Raw genomic sequence first — 15,231 nt, 5'->3', positions numbered from 1 at the left:
CTTGCACAGATCGGTATCCCAGGTTCGGTGCCGCCGCCGGCCGACAGCGGCGGCGCCCGCGGCTACCCGCGCCCGCTGCTCCGGCGAGAGGGCTGGACCTCGCTGAACGGGGCGTGGGAGTTCGCCCTCGATCCCCGGGCGGAGTGGAGCTCGCCGGCCGACGCGCGCTTCGACAGGACGATCGAGGTGCCGTTCGCCCCGGAGACGCCGCGGAGCGGGGTCGGCGAGACCGGCTTCTTCAAGGCCTGCTGGTACAGGCGCCAGGTCAAGGTGCCGGAGCTCGACCCCGCCGAGCGGCTCATCCTGCACTTCGGCGCCGTGGACTACCTGGCCAGGGTGTGGATCGAGGGCAGCTTCGCCGGCGAGCACGAGGGCGGCTACACGCCGTTCGAGCTCGACATCACCGAGCACGTGAAGGGGCGCGAGAGCGTCACGATCGTGGTGCAGGCCCACGACGATCCGAACGACCTCGCGAAGCCGCGCGGCAAGCAGGACTGGAAGCTCGAGCCTCACTCCATCTGGTACCCGCGGACCACGGGGATCTGGCAGACGGTGTGGCTCGAGCGCGTGCCGCGCATGCGCGTCGAGTACCTCCGGTGGACCCCGAACCTCGAGCGCTGGGAGATCGCGGTCGAGGTCCGCGTCGCCAACGCGCCGGTGGAGGGCGCGCGCGTCGGCGTGCGGCTGCGCGTCGGCGACATGACGATCGCGAACGACCAGTACACGGTCGTGGCCGGGGAGGTCCACCGGCGCATCACGCTCTCCGACCCCGGCATCGACGACTTCCGCAACGAGCTCCTGTGGTGCCCCGAGCGGCCGACGCTGATCGAGGCCGACATCGTCCTCTACGACCAGTCCGGGATGACGATCGACCGCGTGAAGAGCTACACGGCGCTGCGCTCGGTGGCCGTCCGCGGGGACCGCTTCCTCCTGAACGGGCGGGCGTATGTCCTCAGGATGGTGCTCGACCAGGGCTACTGGGAGGGGACCGGGATCACCGCCCCCGACGACGAGGCGCTGCGCCGCGACGTCGAGCTCACGAAGCAGATGGGCTTCAACGGCGCCCGGAAGCACCAGAAGATCGAGGATCCGCGGTACCTCTACTGGGCCGACAAGCTCGGCCTGCTCGTGTGGGAGGAGATGCCGAGCGCCTACCGGCACACGCGCAAGTCGATCGAGCGGCTCGCGCGGCAGTGGCTGGAGGCGATCCGGCGGGACATCAGCCACCCGTGCATCGTCGCGTGGGTGCCGTTCAACGAGTCGTGGGGCGTCCCGAACCTGCCGGACAACCCGAACGAGCGGCACTACGTGCAGGCGCTCTATCACCTCACGAGGTCGATGGACTACACGAGGCCGGTCATCGGCAACGACGGGTGGGAGAGCGTGGCGACCGACATCATCGGGATCCACGACTACGATCCGTCGCCCGAGCGCATCGCGCGCCGCTACTTCGCGCACGACGTCGTGCCCAAGCTGCTGAAGCGGGAGAGGCCCGGGGGGCGCGCCCTCGTGCTCGACCCGTCGGTCAGCCACGAGACCGCGATCGTGCTGTCGGAGTTCGGCGGGATCGCGGTCGCGCCCGGCGGCGGTGACGGCGGCACGTGGGGGTACTCCGCGTGTAGGACGTCGGAGGAGTTCGCCGAGCGCTACACGAAGCTCATGAAGGTGGTAAACTCCCTCGAGCTGCTCGCCGGCTTCTGTTACACGCAGTTCGCCGACACGTACCAGGAGGCGAACGGCCTCCTCCACGCCGATCGCACGCCGAAGTTCCCGCTCCACAAGATGGCGGCGGCGACGCAGGGGAACCCGTTCGTCGGCCCGAACGAGACGCCCTCGACGCTGAGCGACGGGGGGCTCGCGGACATGCCGGCCTTTGCGGACATGCCCGGGCTCGTGGACATGGGTGCGCCGCGATGACCGCGCGCGGGCTGGGCTTCGAGGCCGTCTTCGGCCGCCCGGCGAAGCTCGCGGCCGAGGCGCCGGGGCGCGTGAACCTGATCGGCGAGCACACCGATTACAGCGGCGGGTACGTGCTGCCGACGGCGATCCCGCAGAAGACGCGCATCGAGATCGCGCCGCGGGACGACGGGCTCATCCAGGTCGCGAGCGAGAACGTGGACGGCGGCGCCCCGCTCTCGTTCCGCGCCGGCGAGGAGGCGCGCCGCGGCCTGTGGCTCGACTACGTGCAGGGCATCACCGCGGTCCTCCGCGGCCGGGGCGCGTCGATCCCGGGCTTCGACGCGAGGATAGCGTCGTCGGTGCCGCTCGGCAGCGGCCTGTCGTCGAGCGCCTCGCTGCTCGTGGCGCTCGCCCGCGCCTTGCGGTCGATGCTCGATCTCTCCATCGACGACGTGGAGATCGCCCGCATCGCGCACGCGGCGGAGCACGACTTCGTGGGCGCGCCCGTCGGGAACATGGATCAGATGGCCGCGAGCCTCGCCGACGAGCACACGGCGCTGTTCATCGACACGAGGACGCTCGCGTTCGAGCGCATCCCGCTGCCCGCCGAGGCCGAGCTGCTCGTCGTGAACTCGGGGGTGGCGCACCAGCACGCGAGCGGCGACTACAAGACGCGGCGCGCGGAGTGCGAGCGCGCCGCGGCCCTGCTCGGCGTGCCGCAGCTCCGGGACGTCGACGCTGCCGCCGAGCGGCGCATCGCGTCGCTGCCGGCGCCGCTCGACCGGCGCGCGCGCCACGTCGTCACCGAGAACGCCCGGGTGCTCGCCGCCGCGGCCGCGCTCCGCGCCGGGGATCTCGGCCGTTTGGGCGAGCTCTTCGACGCGTCGCACCGGTCGATGCGCGACGACTTCGAGGTGTCGGTGCCGGCGGTCGACGCGCTGGTGGAGAGCGCGCGGGCGCAGCCGGACGTCTTCGGCGCCCGGCTGACCGGCGGCGGCTTCGGCGGCTCGATCGTGGCCCTGGTGAAGCGCGGCTGCGCGGCACAGGTGGGCCGGGCCGTCGTGGAGGCCTACGGGCGAACGCCGGGCCGGCACGCGACGGTGCTGGTGGGAGGGGTGGCCCCGTGAGCGATCGCGCCGGGATCGCGCTCTGGGCCGGCGTCGAGTGTACGGTCAACCGCGTCGGCGACCAGTACTTCAACCAGCTGGAACGCACGGGCCACCACGGCCGCATCACCGACCTGGACCTGCTCGCGGAGCTCGGGGTCACGGCCGTCCGTTACCCGGTCCTCTGGGAGCGCACGGCCCCGGACGGCCCGCGGAGCGCCGATTTTTCGTGGGCAGACGAGCGCCTCCACCGGCTGCGGGAGCTCGGCATCGACGTGATCGTCGGGCTGGTCCACCACGGCAGCGGGCCGCCGTGGACCAGCCTGATGGAGGACAGCTTCGCGAGCGGCCTCGCGGAATTCGCCGGCGCCGTGGCGGAGCGCTACCCGTGGGTGAGCGACTTCACGCCGGTGAACGAGCCGCTCACGACCGCGCGCTTCAGCGCGCTCTACGGGCACTGGTACCCGCACCGCCGGGACTCGGCCTCCCTCATGCGCGCGCTGCTCGTGGAGACGCGCGCCACCGTTGCCGCGATGCGCGCGATCCGGCGGGTGCGCCCGGACGCGCGGCTCGTGCAGACGGAGGACTTCGGCGCGATCGCCAGCACGCCCCGGCTCGCCTACCAGGCGGAGTTCGAGAACCACCGGCGCTGGCTGAGCCTCGATCTGCTGTACGGGCGCGTCGACGCCGCGCACCCGCTGCGCCAGCACCTCCGCGACTGCGGCGTGAGCGACGAGGAGCTCGCGCGGCTCGCGGCGGAGCCGTGCCCGCCGGACGTGATCGGCGTGAACTACTACCTGACGAGCGATCGGTTCCTCGATCACCGCGTCGAGCGCTACCCCTCGTGGACGCACGGCGGCAACGGGCGCGACGCGTACGCCGACGTGGAGGCGGTGCGCGCCCGGGAGGAGGGGATCTTCGGCCACCACGAGGTGCTGCGCGACGTGTGGCGGCGGTACGCGACGCCGATCGCGATCACCGAGGTCCACCTCGGGTGCACGCCGGAGGAGCAGATCCGCTGGCTTGTCGAGGCGTGGGAGGGCGCGCGCGCGGCCCGGGCGGAGGGCGCCGACGTGCGGGCGGTGACGCTGTGGTCCGCCTTCGGGGCGTACGACTGGGACAGCCTGGTCACCCAGGCGCGCGGCCACTACGAGCCCGGGGTCTTCGACGCGCGCGGGCCCGCGCCGCGGCCCACGGCGCTCGCGGCGGTCGCGAAGGAGCTCGCGTCCACCGGTCGGACCGAGCACCCGCTCGCCGGGGCGCCGGGCTGGTGGCGGCGCGACGAGCGGCTGCTCTACGGGGCGCCGCGCTCGACGGAAGCGGCGCTGGCAGCCGGGTAGGCCGGCGTTCCAGCCGTGCTCTCCGCTCCGTGGGGAGCCGCAGGGCGATACCCTGGCGTCCATGAACCATGGTTCGTGGACTGCTGGGATCCTCGCGGCGCTGGCCTCTCTCCTGGCGATGGAGGCCAGCGCGGGCGCGTGCGGCATGCCGTATCCGGGCGTGACGGAGGTCTTCCCGGCGAGCGGCGCGACGACCCCGGCGAACGCCGCGCTCTTCTTCGCCGGCCACGCCCTCTCGCTGGACGCCGTGTCGGTGACGGTCGACGGCGAGCCGGCGCGCCTCGTGGCCGCGCCGGACGTGCCGGCGGCGGGGTACGATCTCGTCGCGCGGATCGAGCCGCCGCCCAGTGAAGGGCAGGCGATCGTGATCGAGGGCAGCTTCTGCCCGGACGAGGGGTGCGAGGCGACGCGGATCGAGCTCACGGCCGGCGCCGCGGACACCGAGGCGCCGCCGACGCCGAGCGGGCTCTCGTTCGACCTCTACGATTATGCCGACGCCACGCCGAGCAGCGGGAGCTGCGAGTCGCACAGCCACCTCGCGTGGTGGGTCACGGCCGAGGGCGAGGCCGCGGGGACCGGCGCGTCCCCCGTGATCTACACGGTCGAGGCGTTCCGGGACGTCAGCTTCACGGAGCCGGTGTTCTCGACGAGCCGGCTCACGACCGACGCCTCGGTGACCATGGCCATCCACCAGACCGTGGACGTGCTCGCCGGCGTCGACGCCCCGACGGCGCTCTGCTTCCGGGCCACGGCGATGGATGCGGCCGGGAACGTCGCCGGCGAGGCCGTGCACGCCTGCAGGCCTTGCTTCTACAGGAAGGATCCGGAGACGGCGCAGCCGAGCTCTTCGCGGCCGTCCGAGCCGGAGTGGACGGAGCAGGACGTCTATCCCGGGGGAACGTGCGACTCAGGGATGGAGCCGGGCAGCGGCGGCGGGGGCGCTGGCGACGGCGACGACGACGACGACGACGCGGTGCGCGGCTGCAGCTGCCGCGCCGCCGGCGAGCGCGGCCCGGGCGGCGCGGGGGCGCTCGGGGGAGCGGCGCTCGCGCTGCTCGCGTGCGCGGCGCGGCCCCGGCGAAGGGAGCGCTGCCCTCACTGATCCCACTCGATCACGATCCGCTTCGGGTCCTCCGGATCCACCTTCACCGCGACCGGCTCCTTGCTCGTCAGCTGCCCCACCCGCAGCCGCGGCACGCTGTGCCGGATGACCGCCGTGTACGGCTCGCGGTTCTCGAGCATCACGTGCAGGTGGAGCGTCACCACCGGATCCCGGTTGGTCGTCACGCCCGTGTCGTCGAACTTCGTGATGACCGCCTTGCCCGGGAGCCCCGACGCCCGGATGCGCGCGGTCCGCGCGTTGACCTTGCCCCAGAAGAAGAGGATCGCGCCCATGAGCAGGCAGAAGAACGCGACCTGGCCGAGCGCCGCTCGGTTCTTGCCGAGGTGCGCCGAGAGGACCGCATACGCGCCGTCGGACACCGACGCCGCGCCGAACAGCAGGCCGAGGAGCGCGAGGAGGACGCCGGCGATGATCATGACAGGCCTCCTCAGGGCGCCAGGAGCAGCACCTTGACCTGGCTCGGGACGAGCCGCATCCCCGGGCAGTTCGTGGAGTTTTGCAGGCTCATGCTGGTCATCCTCGTCGCGGGGATGCCGCCGATCAGGCACGTGAACGCGCCCGTGAGATGGCGGCTCGGGCCCATGACCATCCCGGACGCCACCCCCATGTTGATCCCGGTGTTGTCGCCGTTCGTCAGCGGGACCGTCGTCGCCATGTTGTGCGCCGGGGTGCCCATGAACAGGATGTTGTACGCCGCGGGGACGCCCATCGGGCCGGCCGCGATGTTCGGATAAGGAATGGGGACCGGCGCCGGCGTCGGCGTGAGGCAGACGTCGGGGAACCCGAGATCCAGGCCCATCATCTGAGAGTTCGCGAACATGGCAGCGCCTCCTATCCGAGGTGAATCTGCTCGCCGTCGAGCTTGACCAGCTCCTCGGCGGTGACCAGCGTGTTCTCGCCCCGCAGGCTCGCCGTCTGCTTCGCGGCGTAGTCGATGCGATCGGCGCGCACGTGGTCGAACTGCTCGATGAGGCGATACGACCTCTTGAGCTTCTGCGTGAGCCGCTCGGCCACCGTCTCGAGGCTGGTGAAGACCATCTTGGCCTTCTCCACCTCGGCGTGGACCGCCGCCCCGAAGCAGGAGAGGCGCTGGAAGACGACGTTGCCTTCGACGGTGTTGACCCGGACGCCGGCGGACGCGACCGAGACGTCCTTGCCCGACGCGAGATCGATGCCCTCCTGCGCGGCGACCCGGAAGCGACCTCGCCGCAGCTGGAGCTCGATGTCGCCGTCGTGCACGACGCGCGCGGCCGCCCCCGGCGCGCGCTCCAGGACCGCCAGGACATAGCTCTTGCCGCGCTCGGACCTGGCGAGCAGCACGACGTCGCCGACCTCGGGCTCGACGAGGCAGCTCACCGCGCGCTGCGCCTCGTGCTCGCCCGTGCCCGCGCGGACGACGAAGCCGCCCGCGCCCGCGCCGACGACCCGCCCGGTCTCCTGGAACGTCTCCGTGCTCTCGAGCTTCCGTGCCAGGTTCTGCATCGATGTCCTGCTCATCCGATCGTCACACGCTCAGTGGGGGGACTTGAACGCTTCCGCCTCTGCCAGCGCCTCGTCGTCGCCGAGCGCGGCGGCGCGGCTCGTCCAGACGGCGCCCTCCTCCTCGACCTTGTGGTACCGCGCCCGGAAGAGCGTCGCCCCGGAGAAATCGGCGCCCGAGACGTCGGCGTAGGAGAAGTCGGCGTACGTGAGATCCGCGCCGGCGAAGACGGCGCCAGCGCACGCGGCCCGCGTGAAGACGCACTGCTGCAGGTCGGCCGAGGCCGCGTTCGTGGAGGAGAGCGTGGCCTCGACGAACAGCGACTGGCGCAGGAGGGCCCGCCGCAGGGAGGCGCGCGTGAGGTTCGCCTGGACGAAGACGGCGTTCTGGGCGGTCGCGCCGGTGAGGTCCGCGCCGGTGAGGTTCGCGCCCTTGAAGTTGCACTGGACGAGCGTCGCGCCCCGGAAGCTCGTGGCCTCGAGATCGGCGTCCATGAACTGCGTGAGCGTGAGATCCATCCCCGAGAGATCCATGCCCGAGAGCTTGCTTTGCATCAAGATCGCGTTCTCGAGCCGGGCGCCCGCGAGGACGGCGCCCGTGAGGTCGGCCTTCATCAGGACGGTCTGCTTGAGGTGCGCGCCCGCGAAGCTCGTGCCCTGGAGGCTCGCGTCGACGATGCTGGCCCGATCCAGGTTGGTCCTGGAGAGGTCGGCGCCGACCAGGATCGGCTTGACCAGGGCGGCGATGACGAGGTTGGCGCCGGCGAGCACGGCCGAGGTGAGGTCGACGTCGACGAGCTTCGCGGCGATCATGGTGGCGCCGGTGAGGTCGGCCCCGGCGAGGCGGCCCTTGTCCATGACGAGGTGATGCAGGTTGGCGCCGGTGAGATCCGCGCCGCGCAGATCGCACTCCATCAGCACCGACTCCTTGAGGCGCGCCCCCGAGAGCTTCGCGCCGTGCAGGTCGACGCGCTCGAAGATGCACCCCGAGAGATCCGCGCCGGTCAGGTCCATGCCGGCGAGGCTGACCTTCTCCAGGACCTCGCCGCCCCGCACCAGCGCGACGAGCTCATCCCTGTCCACGGGCGCCCCCTTGCACGACCCGAGCCTGGTTGACGTGCGCGTCGTCGAGGTTTGTCGCGCGGTCGCCCTCGACCCGCGCGAGATCGGCGCGAAACAGGTTGGCGCCCCGGAGGTCGGCGCCGCGGAGGTTCGCCTTCTGGAGGAGCGCGTAGATGAGGTTGGCGCCCGTCAGGGCGGCCTGGCTCAGGTCCGCCTTGACGAGCCTCGACTCGCGCGCCTCCGCGTGGTGCAGCCTGGCGCCGCGCAGGTCGCACTCGCTGAGATCCGCGCCCTTGAGGAGCGCGCCGGTGAAGTCGGCGCCGGCGAGCTTCGTGCCGCGCAGGTTGGCGGCGGTCAGGTTGGCGCCCCGCAGATCGGCGCCCTCGAAGCAGGAGTCGACGACGATCCGGAGGTTCTCGAGCATGGCGCCCCGGAAATTGGCGCGGTTGCCCTTCGAGGTGACGAACAGGGCGGACTTCAGCGTGGCGCCGGTGAAGTCCACGCCTTCGACGGTGACCTCGATGAAATTGCACTTGGTGAGATCCGCGCCGCGGAGCTTGATCCCGGTGAGGTCGTTCCGGAGGAAGATGAGCTCGGGCGCCGAGGCTTGCTGGAAGTCGGCTCCGGCGACGAGCGCCTCGGAGAGGTCGGCGCCCTTCAGCCGGGCGCCGCGGAAGCTCGCGCGCGAGAGGTTGGTCCTGGCGAAGACCGCCCCGGTGCAATCCGCGCCGGCCGCCTGCGCGTCGCTCAGATCGGCCTCGCCGAGGTTCGCGCCCGCGAGCTTCGCGCCGGTGAGGTCGGCCCCGGAGAGGTCGCACCGCGCGAGGACGGCGTCGCTGAGGTTCGCGCCCGCGAGGTTCGCGCCCACGAGGCTCGCGGCCTCGAGGAAGATGCCGGAGAGGTCCGCGCCCCGCAGATCCACCCCGGAGAGGTCGACCCCGGTGAAGTCGCGGGCGTCGAACCGCTCGCCCGCCTGGCGGCCGGCGAGCAGCGCGTCGCGGAGGCGCGCGGAGCCGGCCGGGTCGAGGCGCGCGGCGGGAGGGAAGTGCTGCGTATAACGTCGGTAAGCCTCGTTCATCTTCTGCTCTTGCAGGAGGAGCTTCTGCTCGAGCTCCGGATCGGCCAGCTTGGCCTCGACGTCGGGCAGCGCGACGCCGCCGTTCCGCGCCATGACGAGGATGTCCTTGAGCCGCTCGAGCTCGGCCTTCGCCGAGAACCGAGGCGGCCCGCCGGCCTTCTTCTTCTGCTCCTCGACGAGCGCGTCGTAATCGAGCCCCTGCGCCGCCAGCGCCTCCCGGGCCTGCGCCTCGGACGCCTTGCGCCGGTCCTCGGCCTCGCTCTTGAGCTTCTCGACGTCGGCCATGGCGCGCTCGACGTACGCCGGGAGCTCGTCCAGGTCGGGCGCGGGCTCCTCCGGGGGCAGCGCCGCGGGGATGTGCTCGTCCGGATCGAGGCCGAGCGCCCGGAGCTCCCCCCGCAGCCGCTCGAGCTCCTTCTCGGCCCGCCGGCGCTGGTTCTTCTGGAGCAGGTCTTCCCGCGCGAGCAGGTCGCCCACGTCGCCTATCTTGTCGTCCGCGATCTTCGGCTTGCTGGCCGGCTCGGGCGGCATCAGGTCGCCGTCGCGCAGCGCGAGCAGGTGGCCGTCCTTCTTGTCGAGGCGCCGCGCCAGCACGTCGCGGTAATGGCTCTCGGGCTTCGGCGACGCCAGCGACTCGCAACCGACGATGATCTCCAGCACGTCGGACGCGTCGTCCTCGGCGATCTCGGTGAGGCCCCGGAAGATCAGGATGCCGCGCTCGCGGTGCGGGAAGAAGCGCACCGTGTCGAGGCGGGTCGCGATCTCGCGGAGCTCGTCGCCGGCGTCGGTCTTCTGCCGGATGAAGCAGCGGGTGGCCACGCCGGGGAGCGCGGACTCGATGAGCGGCTCCGTGGGGTGCATGTTCTCGAGCGAGAACGGCTCGTCTCCGCGGAAGTACCCCTCGATCTGCTGGTCGTCCGGGGCCGTGTTGAAGAACCCGAGATCCGTGTCCTTCGCGAGCCCCGGGAACCCGTCCTTGAGCCACGCCTCGTCGTAGGTGCCGATCTTCGAGAAGCGCTGCGGCCACATGAAGTCGAGCGCGTCGAAGCCGGCCGGATCGGGGCGGTCCCTCGGCGAGCGCACGAGTCGGTCCGGATCCTCGATGTTGGGCAGGAGGTGGACCTCGCCCTGCGCGCCGCGGACCGGGGCGAACCCCTTGCCGACCGGGTTCTTCGCGAACCCCTCGCCGCCGAACGCGTTCTCGTACCGGATCGGCATCTCGGTGAACGGCGCCGGATCCGACGCGACGCCGCGCGTCCAGCGCCGCTCGCCGACCAGGTAAAGGGTCTTGTCGATCGCGCCGAGCCTGACGCGGGCGGAGCACGCGGGGGCCGGGCGGCCTCCGGGCGGGTAGCCCCGGGCGCTCAGGAGGACCTCGCCGCGCGGCTTCGGCATGCACATGTCGAGCACGCCCTCTTTCCCGAGCTCCTCGCCGACCATCTTCCAGAGGTTGATCTCGGGCAGGAGCGTGGAGGGGGAGGAGAGGGGGAAGAAGACGAGCAGGGTGGTGACGAAATAGAAGCGGCGGTCGAGCTCGAAGACCTTGTACAGGAGGCCCAGCCGCATCGGCTTGACGGTCTTCATAGGCGGATGTGCGCGGCCGCGATGGCGAGATCGAGCGCGGCCTGCTTGATGGTGGGGCCGTGGGTCGCCCAGAGCTCGAGGGCCTTGGTGCGGATCTCCGCGGCCTTGGCCTTGATGTCGGCGGTCTTGATCTCGACGTGCGGGCCGACGTGGATCTCGATGTTGGCGGCGAGCAGGGCCTCGAACTTCAGGCCGACGACCGACTCGATCTTCCCGCCGATCAGGTTCTCGTTCTTGATGCCGACGGTGGTCTCCGAGGTGGCGGAGATGGTGGTGCCGATGAAGGAGCCCAGCGTGGTGAGGATCTCGTCACCCTTGTTGGTGACGTTCATCTTGTTGCACGTGAGGTTGTAGTCGAGGCTGATGGTCTGGTTGACGGCGCCGGTGACGTTCTGGGTGACGCCGGCCTTGTACGTCTGGGTGAGCGCCCCGTCGACCTCCTCGAGCAGGGTGCCGTGCACCTTGAACGTGCTCGGGTCCGTGATGTCGACGGTGGCGCCCCCGGCGCTGACCGTGAGCTTGTAGCCGCCCGTGGTGACGGTCTCCTCGCGCCCCTTCGCGACGGTGGTCACCTGCTTGTCCTTGTAGGTCTCCGTGACGAGGTTGTCGACGACCGTCCTGAAGGGGCCGACGATCCACTCGGTCGAGCTCTGGTCGACCCATTCCTTCTTGTGGCCGACGGTCCAGAGATCGAGGTCCTCTCCGATGTACAAGTACGTCATCCCGTCGGTGTTCAGATACAGGTTGCTGTCGTCGTTGGGCGCGCCCATCCGGATGAAGGTGTTCTTCGTGGGCGTGGAGAGGGTGACGCGCTGGCCGCCGTCCTGGTCCTCGAGCTCGAGGCGGTTGCGGCCGCCGGTCTGGATGATGTTGGTCGTGCGGTTCTGGGACGTGACGGGGCTCGGGTTGAGCGCGTTCGGGACGACGCCGGCGATGACCGGGAGATCGGGGTCGCCGCCGAGGAAGGTGAAGAGGACCTCGACGCCCTTGCGGAGGGGGAAGTGCCACCCTTCGACGCCGCCGCCGTGGGGCTGCAGCATGCGGACCCAGGTGGAGGCCTTGCCGTCCTTGAGGGGGCTCTCGTCGAACTCGAACTTGACGGCGTAGCGGCCGTGGTCGTCGACCTGCGCGTACTCGCTCTCGGCCTCGCCGTCGATGGTCCCGTTCTCGAAGCCGTAGATGCGCGGCCACGGGGTGCGGCTCTCGGCGCGGTACTGGACGCCGGCCGGGATGGCCTTGAACTCCATCCGGTACACGTCGTCGGACTCGACGCCGAGCAGCTTCTTGATCTCCGCTCCGCCGCCGGCCGCGATCGCGACGTGCTCGGTCTGGGTGATGAGGTATTTCGCGTTGAGGGCGCCGCGCGGGTGGTCCTCGAGCTCGAACAGGTATCCGGGGCGAAAGAAGGGGGCGGTGCCGCCGCCTTGGGCCACGACCTGCCGCGCGAGCAGCTCCTCGGCGCGGATCTTCGCGAGCCGCGCGCCCTCCTCGGGGGTGAAGAAGCGGCCGGCATGCTGGTTGATCTCGCCGATGCCCGTCATGGAGACCGGCGCGCTCCCGGAGACGTCGAGCAGCGGCCGCGCGTAATCGTAGTCGCGGAGCTTGACCCGCGCCGGGAGCGCGGTGTGCCGGCAGAGGAACGACGAGAGCGACGCCCCGGCGACGACGTCGGTGTCCGAGACCGGGTGATACCGGACCGGCGTCCGCTCGATGGGCCCGTGGGCGGAGGACTTGTCGGTGATGATGAGCTTCTCGGAGCTGCCTTCGTGCTCGAAGTAGTAATAAAGCCCCTCGCGCTCCATCCAGCGTGAGATGAAGTCGAGGTGGCTCTCGCGGTACTGGCAGACGTGCTCGTGCGGCTTGTAATCGCCGTAGACCCTGAGCTCGTAGTCCTCCGGCAGCAGCCCGCCGTCCTCGAGGATCGCCTTGATGATGTCGGGGATCGTCTGATCGGTGAAGATGCGGCTGTGCTGGGTGAGGGTGAGCTGCCAGAGGTGCGGGACGAGCGTGGCGCGGAAGAGCGCGCGGCTGTAGGTCTCCTGCACGAGCTCGAGCGTGGACAGGATGCCGTGGAAGACGAAGGGCGGCGTGTCGTCGTCGTCGCGATCGAGCGTCAACGTGGCCTTGGCGCCGATCGTGTCGGCCATGTCGATGTCGCGGCTGTCGTCGCTGGTGAGCGCGAGGTAGATCTCGAAGCAATACGGCCGCGAGATGCCCTCGGTGCCTCGCACGCCGAGCACGCGGGCGGCCTCGGGCAGGACGCTGGAGCTGATGGAGACGACATCCTTCATGGCCATCGCAGGTCCCTGGGCGCCAGACACCCCGGCGCGGTGGTTGCAATCAAACGTGGCAAACGTGGCAAACGTGGCAAACGTGGGATCGAGAGTGTGATCGAGAGTGGGATCGAAGACGGCGCCAGGACGAGCCCTGTCCGCAAATCCAGACGATATCGGCCGGTATCCGGACCGTCAACACGGATTCACGGCGGCTCCCCTCCCTGGGTGAGCCGCTCGCCGGCGGCCGTCGTCGAGCGCCGCGCGAGCGCGCGCGCGAGCGCCGCGAGGGCGGCCTCTCCCCACGCCGCGCCGAGCTCTGCCGCCGGCCACGGCTCGCCGCGATAATAGAAGAAGCCAGCCATGAACTCGCGAGTCACCGCCTCGCGCATCCGGCGCGCCAGGTCGATGTCCCGGGCCTGCTCGAGCTGCAAGAGGCGGAGATCCTCGCGCTGCGAGGGCGCGCGGCGCTCGGCCCGCCGGATCATCCGGCGCGCGCGGAGCAGATCGATCGAGAGATCGCGCGCGCGCTCCGGGTCGCCCGCGGCGACCCAGATGAGCCGCCCGGCGAGCGGCGGGCGCCCGCTGCGGTCGCGCCACTCCGCGTCGGATCTGCGGTACATCGGGAGGTAGCGGAGGTCGAGCCCGAGCGCCGCGTCCCCCGGAGGCCGGAGCAGCGGCGTGTCGTGCTGGCGCTTGCCGTCCGAGTACCACGCGCGCAGCGGCGCTGACCGCCCCTCGAGGCGAGGGACGACGAGGCCGTGGAGGAGCTCGCCGAGCAGCTCGCGTATCAGCTCGCTCGTGTGCTCGAAGGTCACGGTGAAGTCGTCCCGCTCGCGGCGCCACGGCTCGAAGGACGCGGTGAGGAGCTGGGCCCCGCGGCGCTCGGTGAGCCCGGCGAGGCGCGCGGCCTCGAGCGCCGCGAGGCAGGCGCTCACGGCCGCGACGGGGACGCTCTCCCGAGGGCCGCCGTAGAGCGATCGCGCGATCCCGGACGGCGTGACGGGCGCCGCGTCCGCGGAGAGCTCGAGCAAGGCGACCGCGCGCGCGACGCGCGAGACGAGCGGGCGCTGCCCGTCGAGCTCCGGGAGGTCGTCGATCCGCGCCACCGCGGCGAGGACCGCGGGATCGAGCGCGGCGCGCGCCGCGTCGAAGGCGGCGTCGAGCGGGATGCAGCGGTCGAGCGGCGCGTCGCGGAGGCCCTCGGCGCGGAGGATCTCGCCGACCCAGCCGGGCACGGAGAGCGGGGCTTCACCGTCCGGCGCGGTGCTCGCGCGCAGGGCCGACGCGGTCCGGATGAGGAGGTCGATCACCTCGGGGAGCAGCGGCCAGGAGGCGACGAGCTCGTCCTCGGTGAGCGACGCCGAGGCGCGGGCGTGCTGGACGAGCTCCGCGGCGCGCTGCCGGAAGAGATCGCGGAGGGCGGCCTCGGCGGGCGGCCGCTTGGCGAGCGCGCCGAGGCGGAGGACGTCCGGCAGGGAGCGATCGAGGCGGAGGCGGAGATCGGCTGGAAAGAGCGCCTCGAGCGGCCCGAGGTCCTCGGGCTCGCGGCCGTCGTCGCGGGCGGTCGCGACGAGCCAGGCCCGCGACTTGAGGCGCTGGGCGAGGTGGGAGAGGAACGAGACGACGTTGCGCCGCCCGGCGTCGTCCGCGGCGGCGAGCGCGTCGACATCGTCGATGCCGAGGCACAGCGTCTTCTCCGGCGCGCGCAGGCGGAGGAGGGCGAAGATCTCCTCGACGGCATCCTTGACGGAGAGCTCCCTGCGCCGCTCCGCGGGGTCTCCGAGGCGCTCCTTCAGCTGCTGGAGGACCGCGGCGTGCAGCGACGCGCCCCGCGCCCCTTCGCGCGCGGCGCTGACGACGACGCTCGCCCCGTCGATGCGCGCGCGCAGCGCGCCGAGGGCGTCGCGGAGCTCGGGGGCGAGATCGCGCGGGCTGCGCGCGGCGCCGGGGAGGGGGCCGCCCGGCGGAGGTGCGCTGTGCAGGCCGGTCAGGAGCAGCCGGAGGAGCGTGGACTTGCCCGAACCAGGAGGTCCCGCGATCCAGAGAAAGGGCAGGGGCGCCGCCCGCCCCTCGTCGACGGCCGCGGTGAGCCGCCGGAGCGCGCGGAGGAGCGGCGCGCCGAGGCTGGGTGGAACGAGGACGCCGGCGAGATCGCCCGGAGCGGGCGCCGCGCCTCGCCCCGAGGCGCCCGCGCCCGGCAGCAGGAGGCAGGGGTCGACGAGGAAGAGATCGCGGAGCCGCATGCGACGGGTCGCCCAGCGTAGCAAGGCGCGCTCTCCGCCGG

Annotated in this window: 11 protein-coding genes; 4 read left to right on the top strand and 7 right to left on the bottom strand. The window is 71.8% G+C overall.

What is annotated here, in order from left to right:
* Positions 1-27 precede the first annotated feature (27 nt).
* From WMF33_RS30120 to WMF33_RS30105, 4 genes are all read left to right on the top strand, one after another.
* Positions 28-1,917, top strand: coding sequence for a glycoside hydrolase family 2 protein (locus WMF33_RS30120; protein ID WP_437331861.1), 1,890 nt, complete (start codon positions 28-30; stop codon positions 1,915-1,917).
* Complete coding sequence (galK, locus tag WMF33_RS30115; RefSeq protein WP_437331860.1) at positions 1,914-3,026, top strand: galactokinase; 1,113 nt, start codon at positions 1,914-1,916, stop codon at positions 3,024-3,026. Before WMF33_RS30120 ends, galK begins: the two co-directional genes overlap by 4 nt.
* The gene (locus tag WMF33_RS30110; RefSeq protein WP_437331859.1) at positions 3,023-4,345 is read left to right on the top strand and encodes a family 1 glycosylhydrolase; all 1,323 of its coding nucleotides are present in this window, start codon (positions 3,023-3,025) and stop codon (positions 4,343-4,345) included. Before galK ends, WMF33_RS30110 begins: the two co-directional genes overlap by 4 nt.
* Positions 4,346-4,406: 61 nt before the next feature.
* Entirely contained in the window at positions 4,407-5,447 is a 1,041-nt protein-coding gene (locus tag WMF33_RS30105) for a hypothetical protein (protein WP_437331858.1), read from the top strand.
* Here the strand turns inward: WMF33_RS30105 and WMF33_RS30100 are convergent.
* From WMF33_RS30100 to WMF33_RS30070, 7 genes are all read right to left on the bottom strand, one after another.
* Positions 5,441-5,884, bottom strand: a complete 444-nt coding sequence (locus tag WMF33_RS30100; protein ID WP_437331857.1) for a hypothetical protein — start codon at positions 5,882-5,884, stop codon at positions 5,441-5,443. The two genes, WMF33_RS30105 and WMF33_RS30100, sit on opposite strands and share 7 nt — an antisense overlap.
* Positions 5,885-5,895: 11 nt before the next feature.
* Positions 5,896-6,288 carry a DUF4150 domain-containing protein gene (locus WMF33_RS30095; RefSeq protein WP_437331856.1) on the bottom strand — a complete coding sequence of 131 codons (393 nt, stop codon included), beginning with the start codon at positions 6,286-6,288 and terminating at the stop codon, positions 5,896-5,898.
* Between the two features lie 11 nt (positions 6,289-6,299).
* Positions 6,300-6,950, bottom strand: coding sequence for a DUF3540 domain-containing protein (locus WMF33_RS30090; protein ID WP_437331855.1), 651 nt, complete (start codon positions 6,948-6,950; stop codon positions 6,300-6,302).
* Positions 6,951-6,980: 30 nt separating this feature from the next.
* On the bottom strand, positions 6,981-8,030 hold the full coding sequence (locus tag WMF33_RS30085) for a pentapeptide repeat-containing protein (protein WP_437331854.1): 1,050 nt from the start codon (positions 8,028-8,030) through the stop codon (positions 6,981-6,983).
* Positions 8,017-10,671, bottom strand: coding sequence for a DUF2169 domain-containing protein (locus tag WMF33_RS30080; protein WP_437331853.1), 2,655 nt, complete (start codon positions 10,669-10,671; stop codon positions 8,017-8,019). The genes WMF33_RS30085 and WMF33_RS30080 overlap by 14 nt, the downstream gene beginning before the upstream one ends.
* Positions 10,668-12,968, bottom strand: a complete 2,301-nt coding sequence (locus WMF33_RS30075) for a type VI secretion system Vgr family protein (protein ID WP_437331852.1) — start codon at positions 12,966-12,968, stop codon at positions 10,668-10,670. The genes WMF33_RS30080 and WMF33_RS30075 overlap by 4 nt, the downstream gene beginning before the upstream one ends.
* A 182-nt stretch (positions 12,969-13,150) precedes the next feature.
* A complete protein-coding gene (locus WMF33_RS30070) occupies positions 13,151-15,190 on the bottom strand; it encodes an AAA family ATPase (RefSeq protein ID WP_437331851.1) in 2,040 nt (679 codons plus the stop codon).
* Positions 15,191-15,231: the final 41 nt, after the last annotated feature.

This window comes from Sorangium sp. So ce394, from assembly GCF_051474665.1.
In the GTDB taxonomy this organism is placed as follows: Bacteria; Myxococcota_A; Polyangia; order Polyangiales; family Polyangiaceae; genus Sorangium; species Sorangium cellulosum_D.
Note: the sequence above shows the minus strand (reverse complement) of the source record. Positions and strands in the feature narration are given on the sequence as shown.

What these genes read in the sequence shown, in the direction of transcription:
- galK (WP_437331860.1), top strand. Translation starts at nt 1,914, where the DNA reads ATGACCGCGCGCGGGCTGGGCTTCGAGGCCGTCTTCGGCCGCCCGGCG.
- WMF33_RS30105 (WP_437331858.1), top strand. Translation starts at nt 4,407, where the DNA reads ATGAACCATGGTTCGTGGACTGCTGGGATCCTCGCGGCGCTGGCCTCT.
- WMF33_RS30100 (WP_437331857.1), bottom strand. Translation starts at nt 5,884, where the DNA reads ATGATCATCGCCGGCGTCCTCCTCGCGCTCCTCGGCCTGCTGTTCGGC.
- WMF33_RS30095 (WP_437331856.1), bottom strand. Translation starts at nt 6,288, where the DNA reads ATGTTCGCGAACTCTCAGATGATGGGCCTGGATCTCGGGTTCCCCGAC.
- WMF33_RS30090 (WP_437331855.1), bottom strand. Translation starts at nt 6,950, where the DNA reads ATGCAGAACCTGGCACGGAAGCTCGAGAGCACGGAGACGTTCCAGGAG.
- WMF33_RS30080 (WP_437331853.1), bottom strand. Translation starts at nt 10,671, where the DNA reads ATGAAGACCGTCAAGCCGATGCGGCTGGGCCTCCTGTACAAGGTCTTC.
- WMF33_RS30075 (WP_437331852.1), bottom strand. Translation starts at nt 12,968, where the DNA reads ATGGCCATGAAGGATGTCGTCTCCATCAGCTCCAGCGTCCTGCCCGAG.
- WMF33_RS30070 (WP_437331851.1), bottom strand. Translation starts at nt 15,190, where the DNA reads ATGCGGCTCCGCGATCTCTTCCTCGTCGACCCCTGCCTCCTGCTGCCG.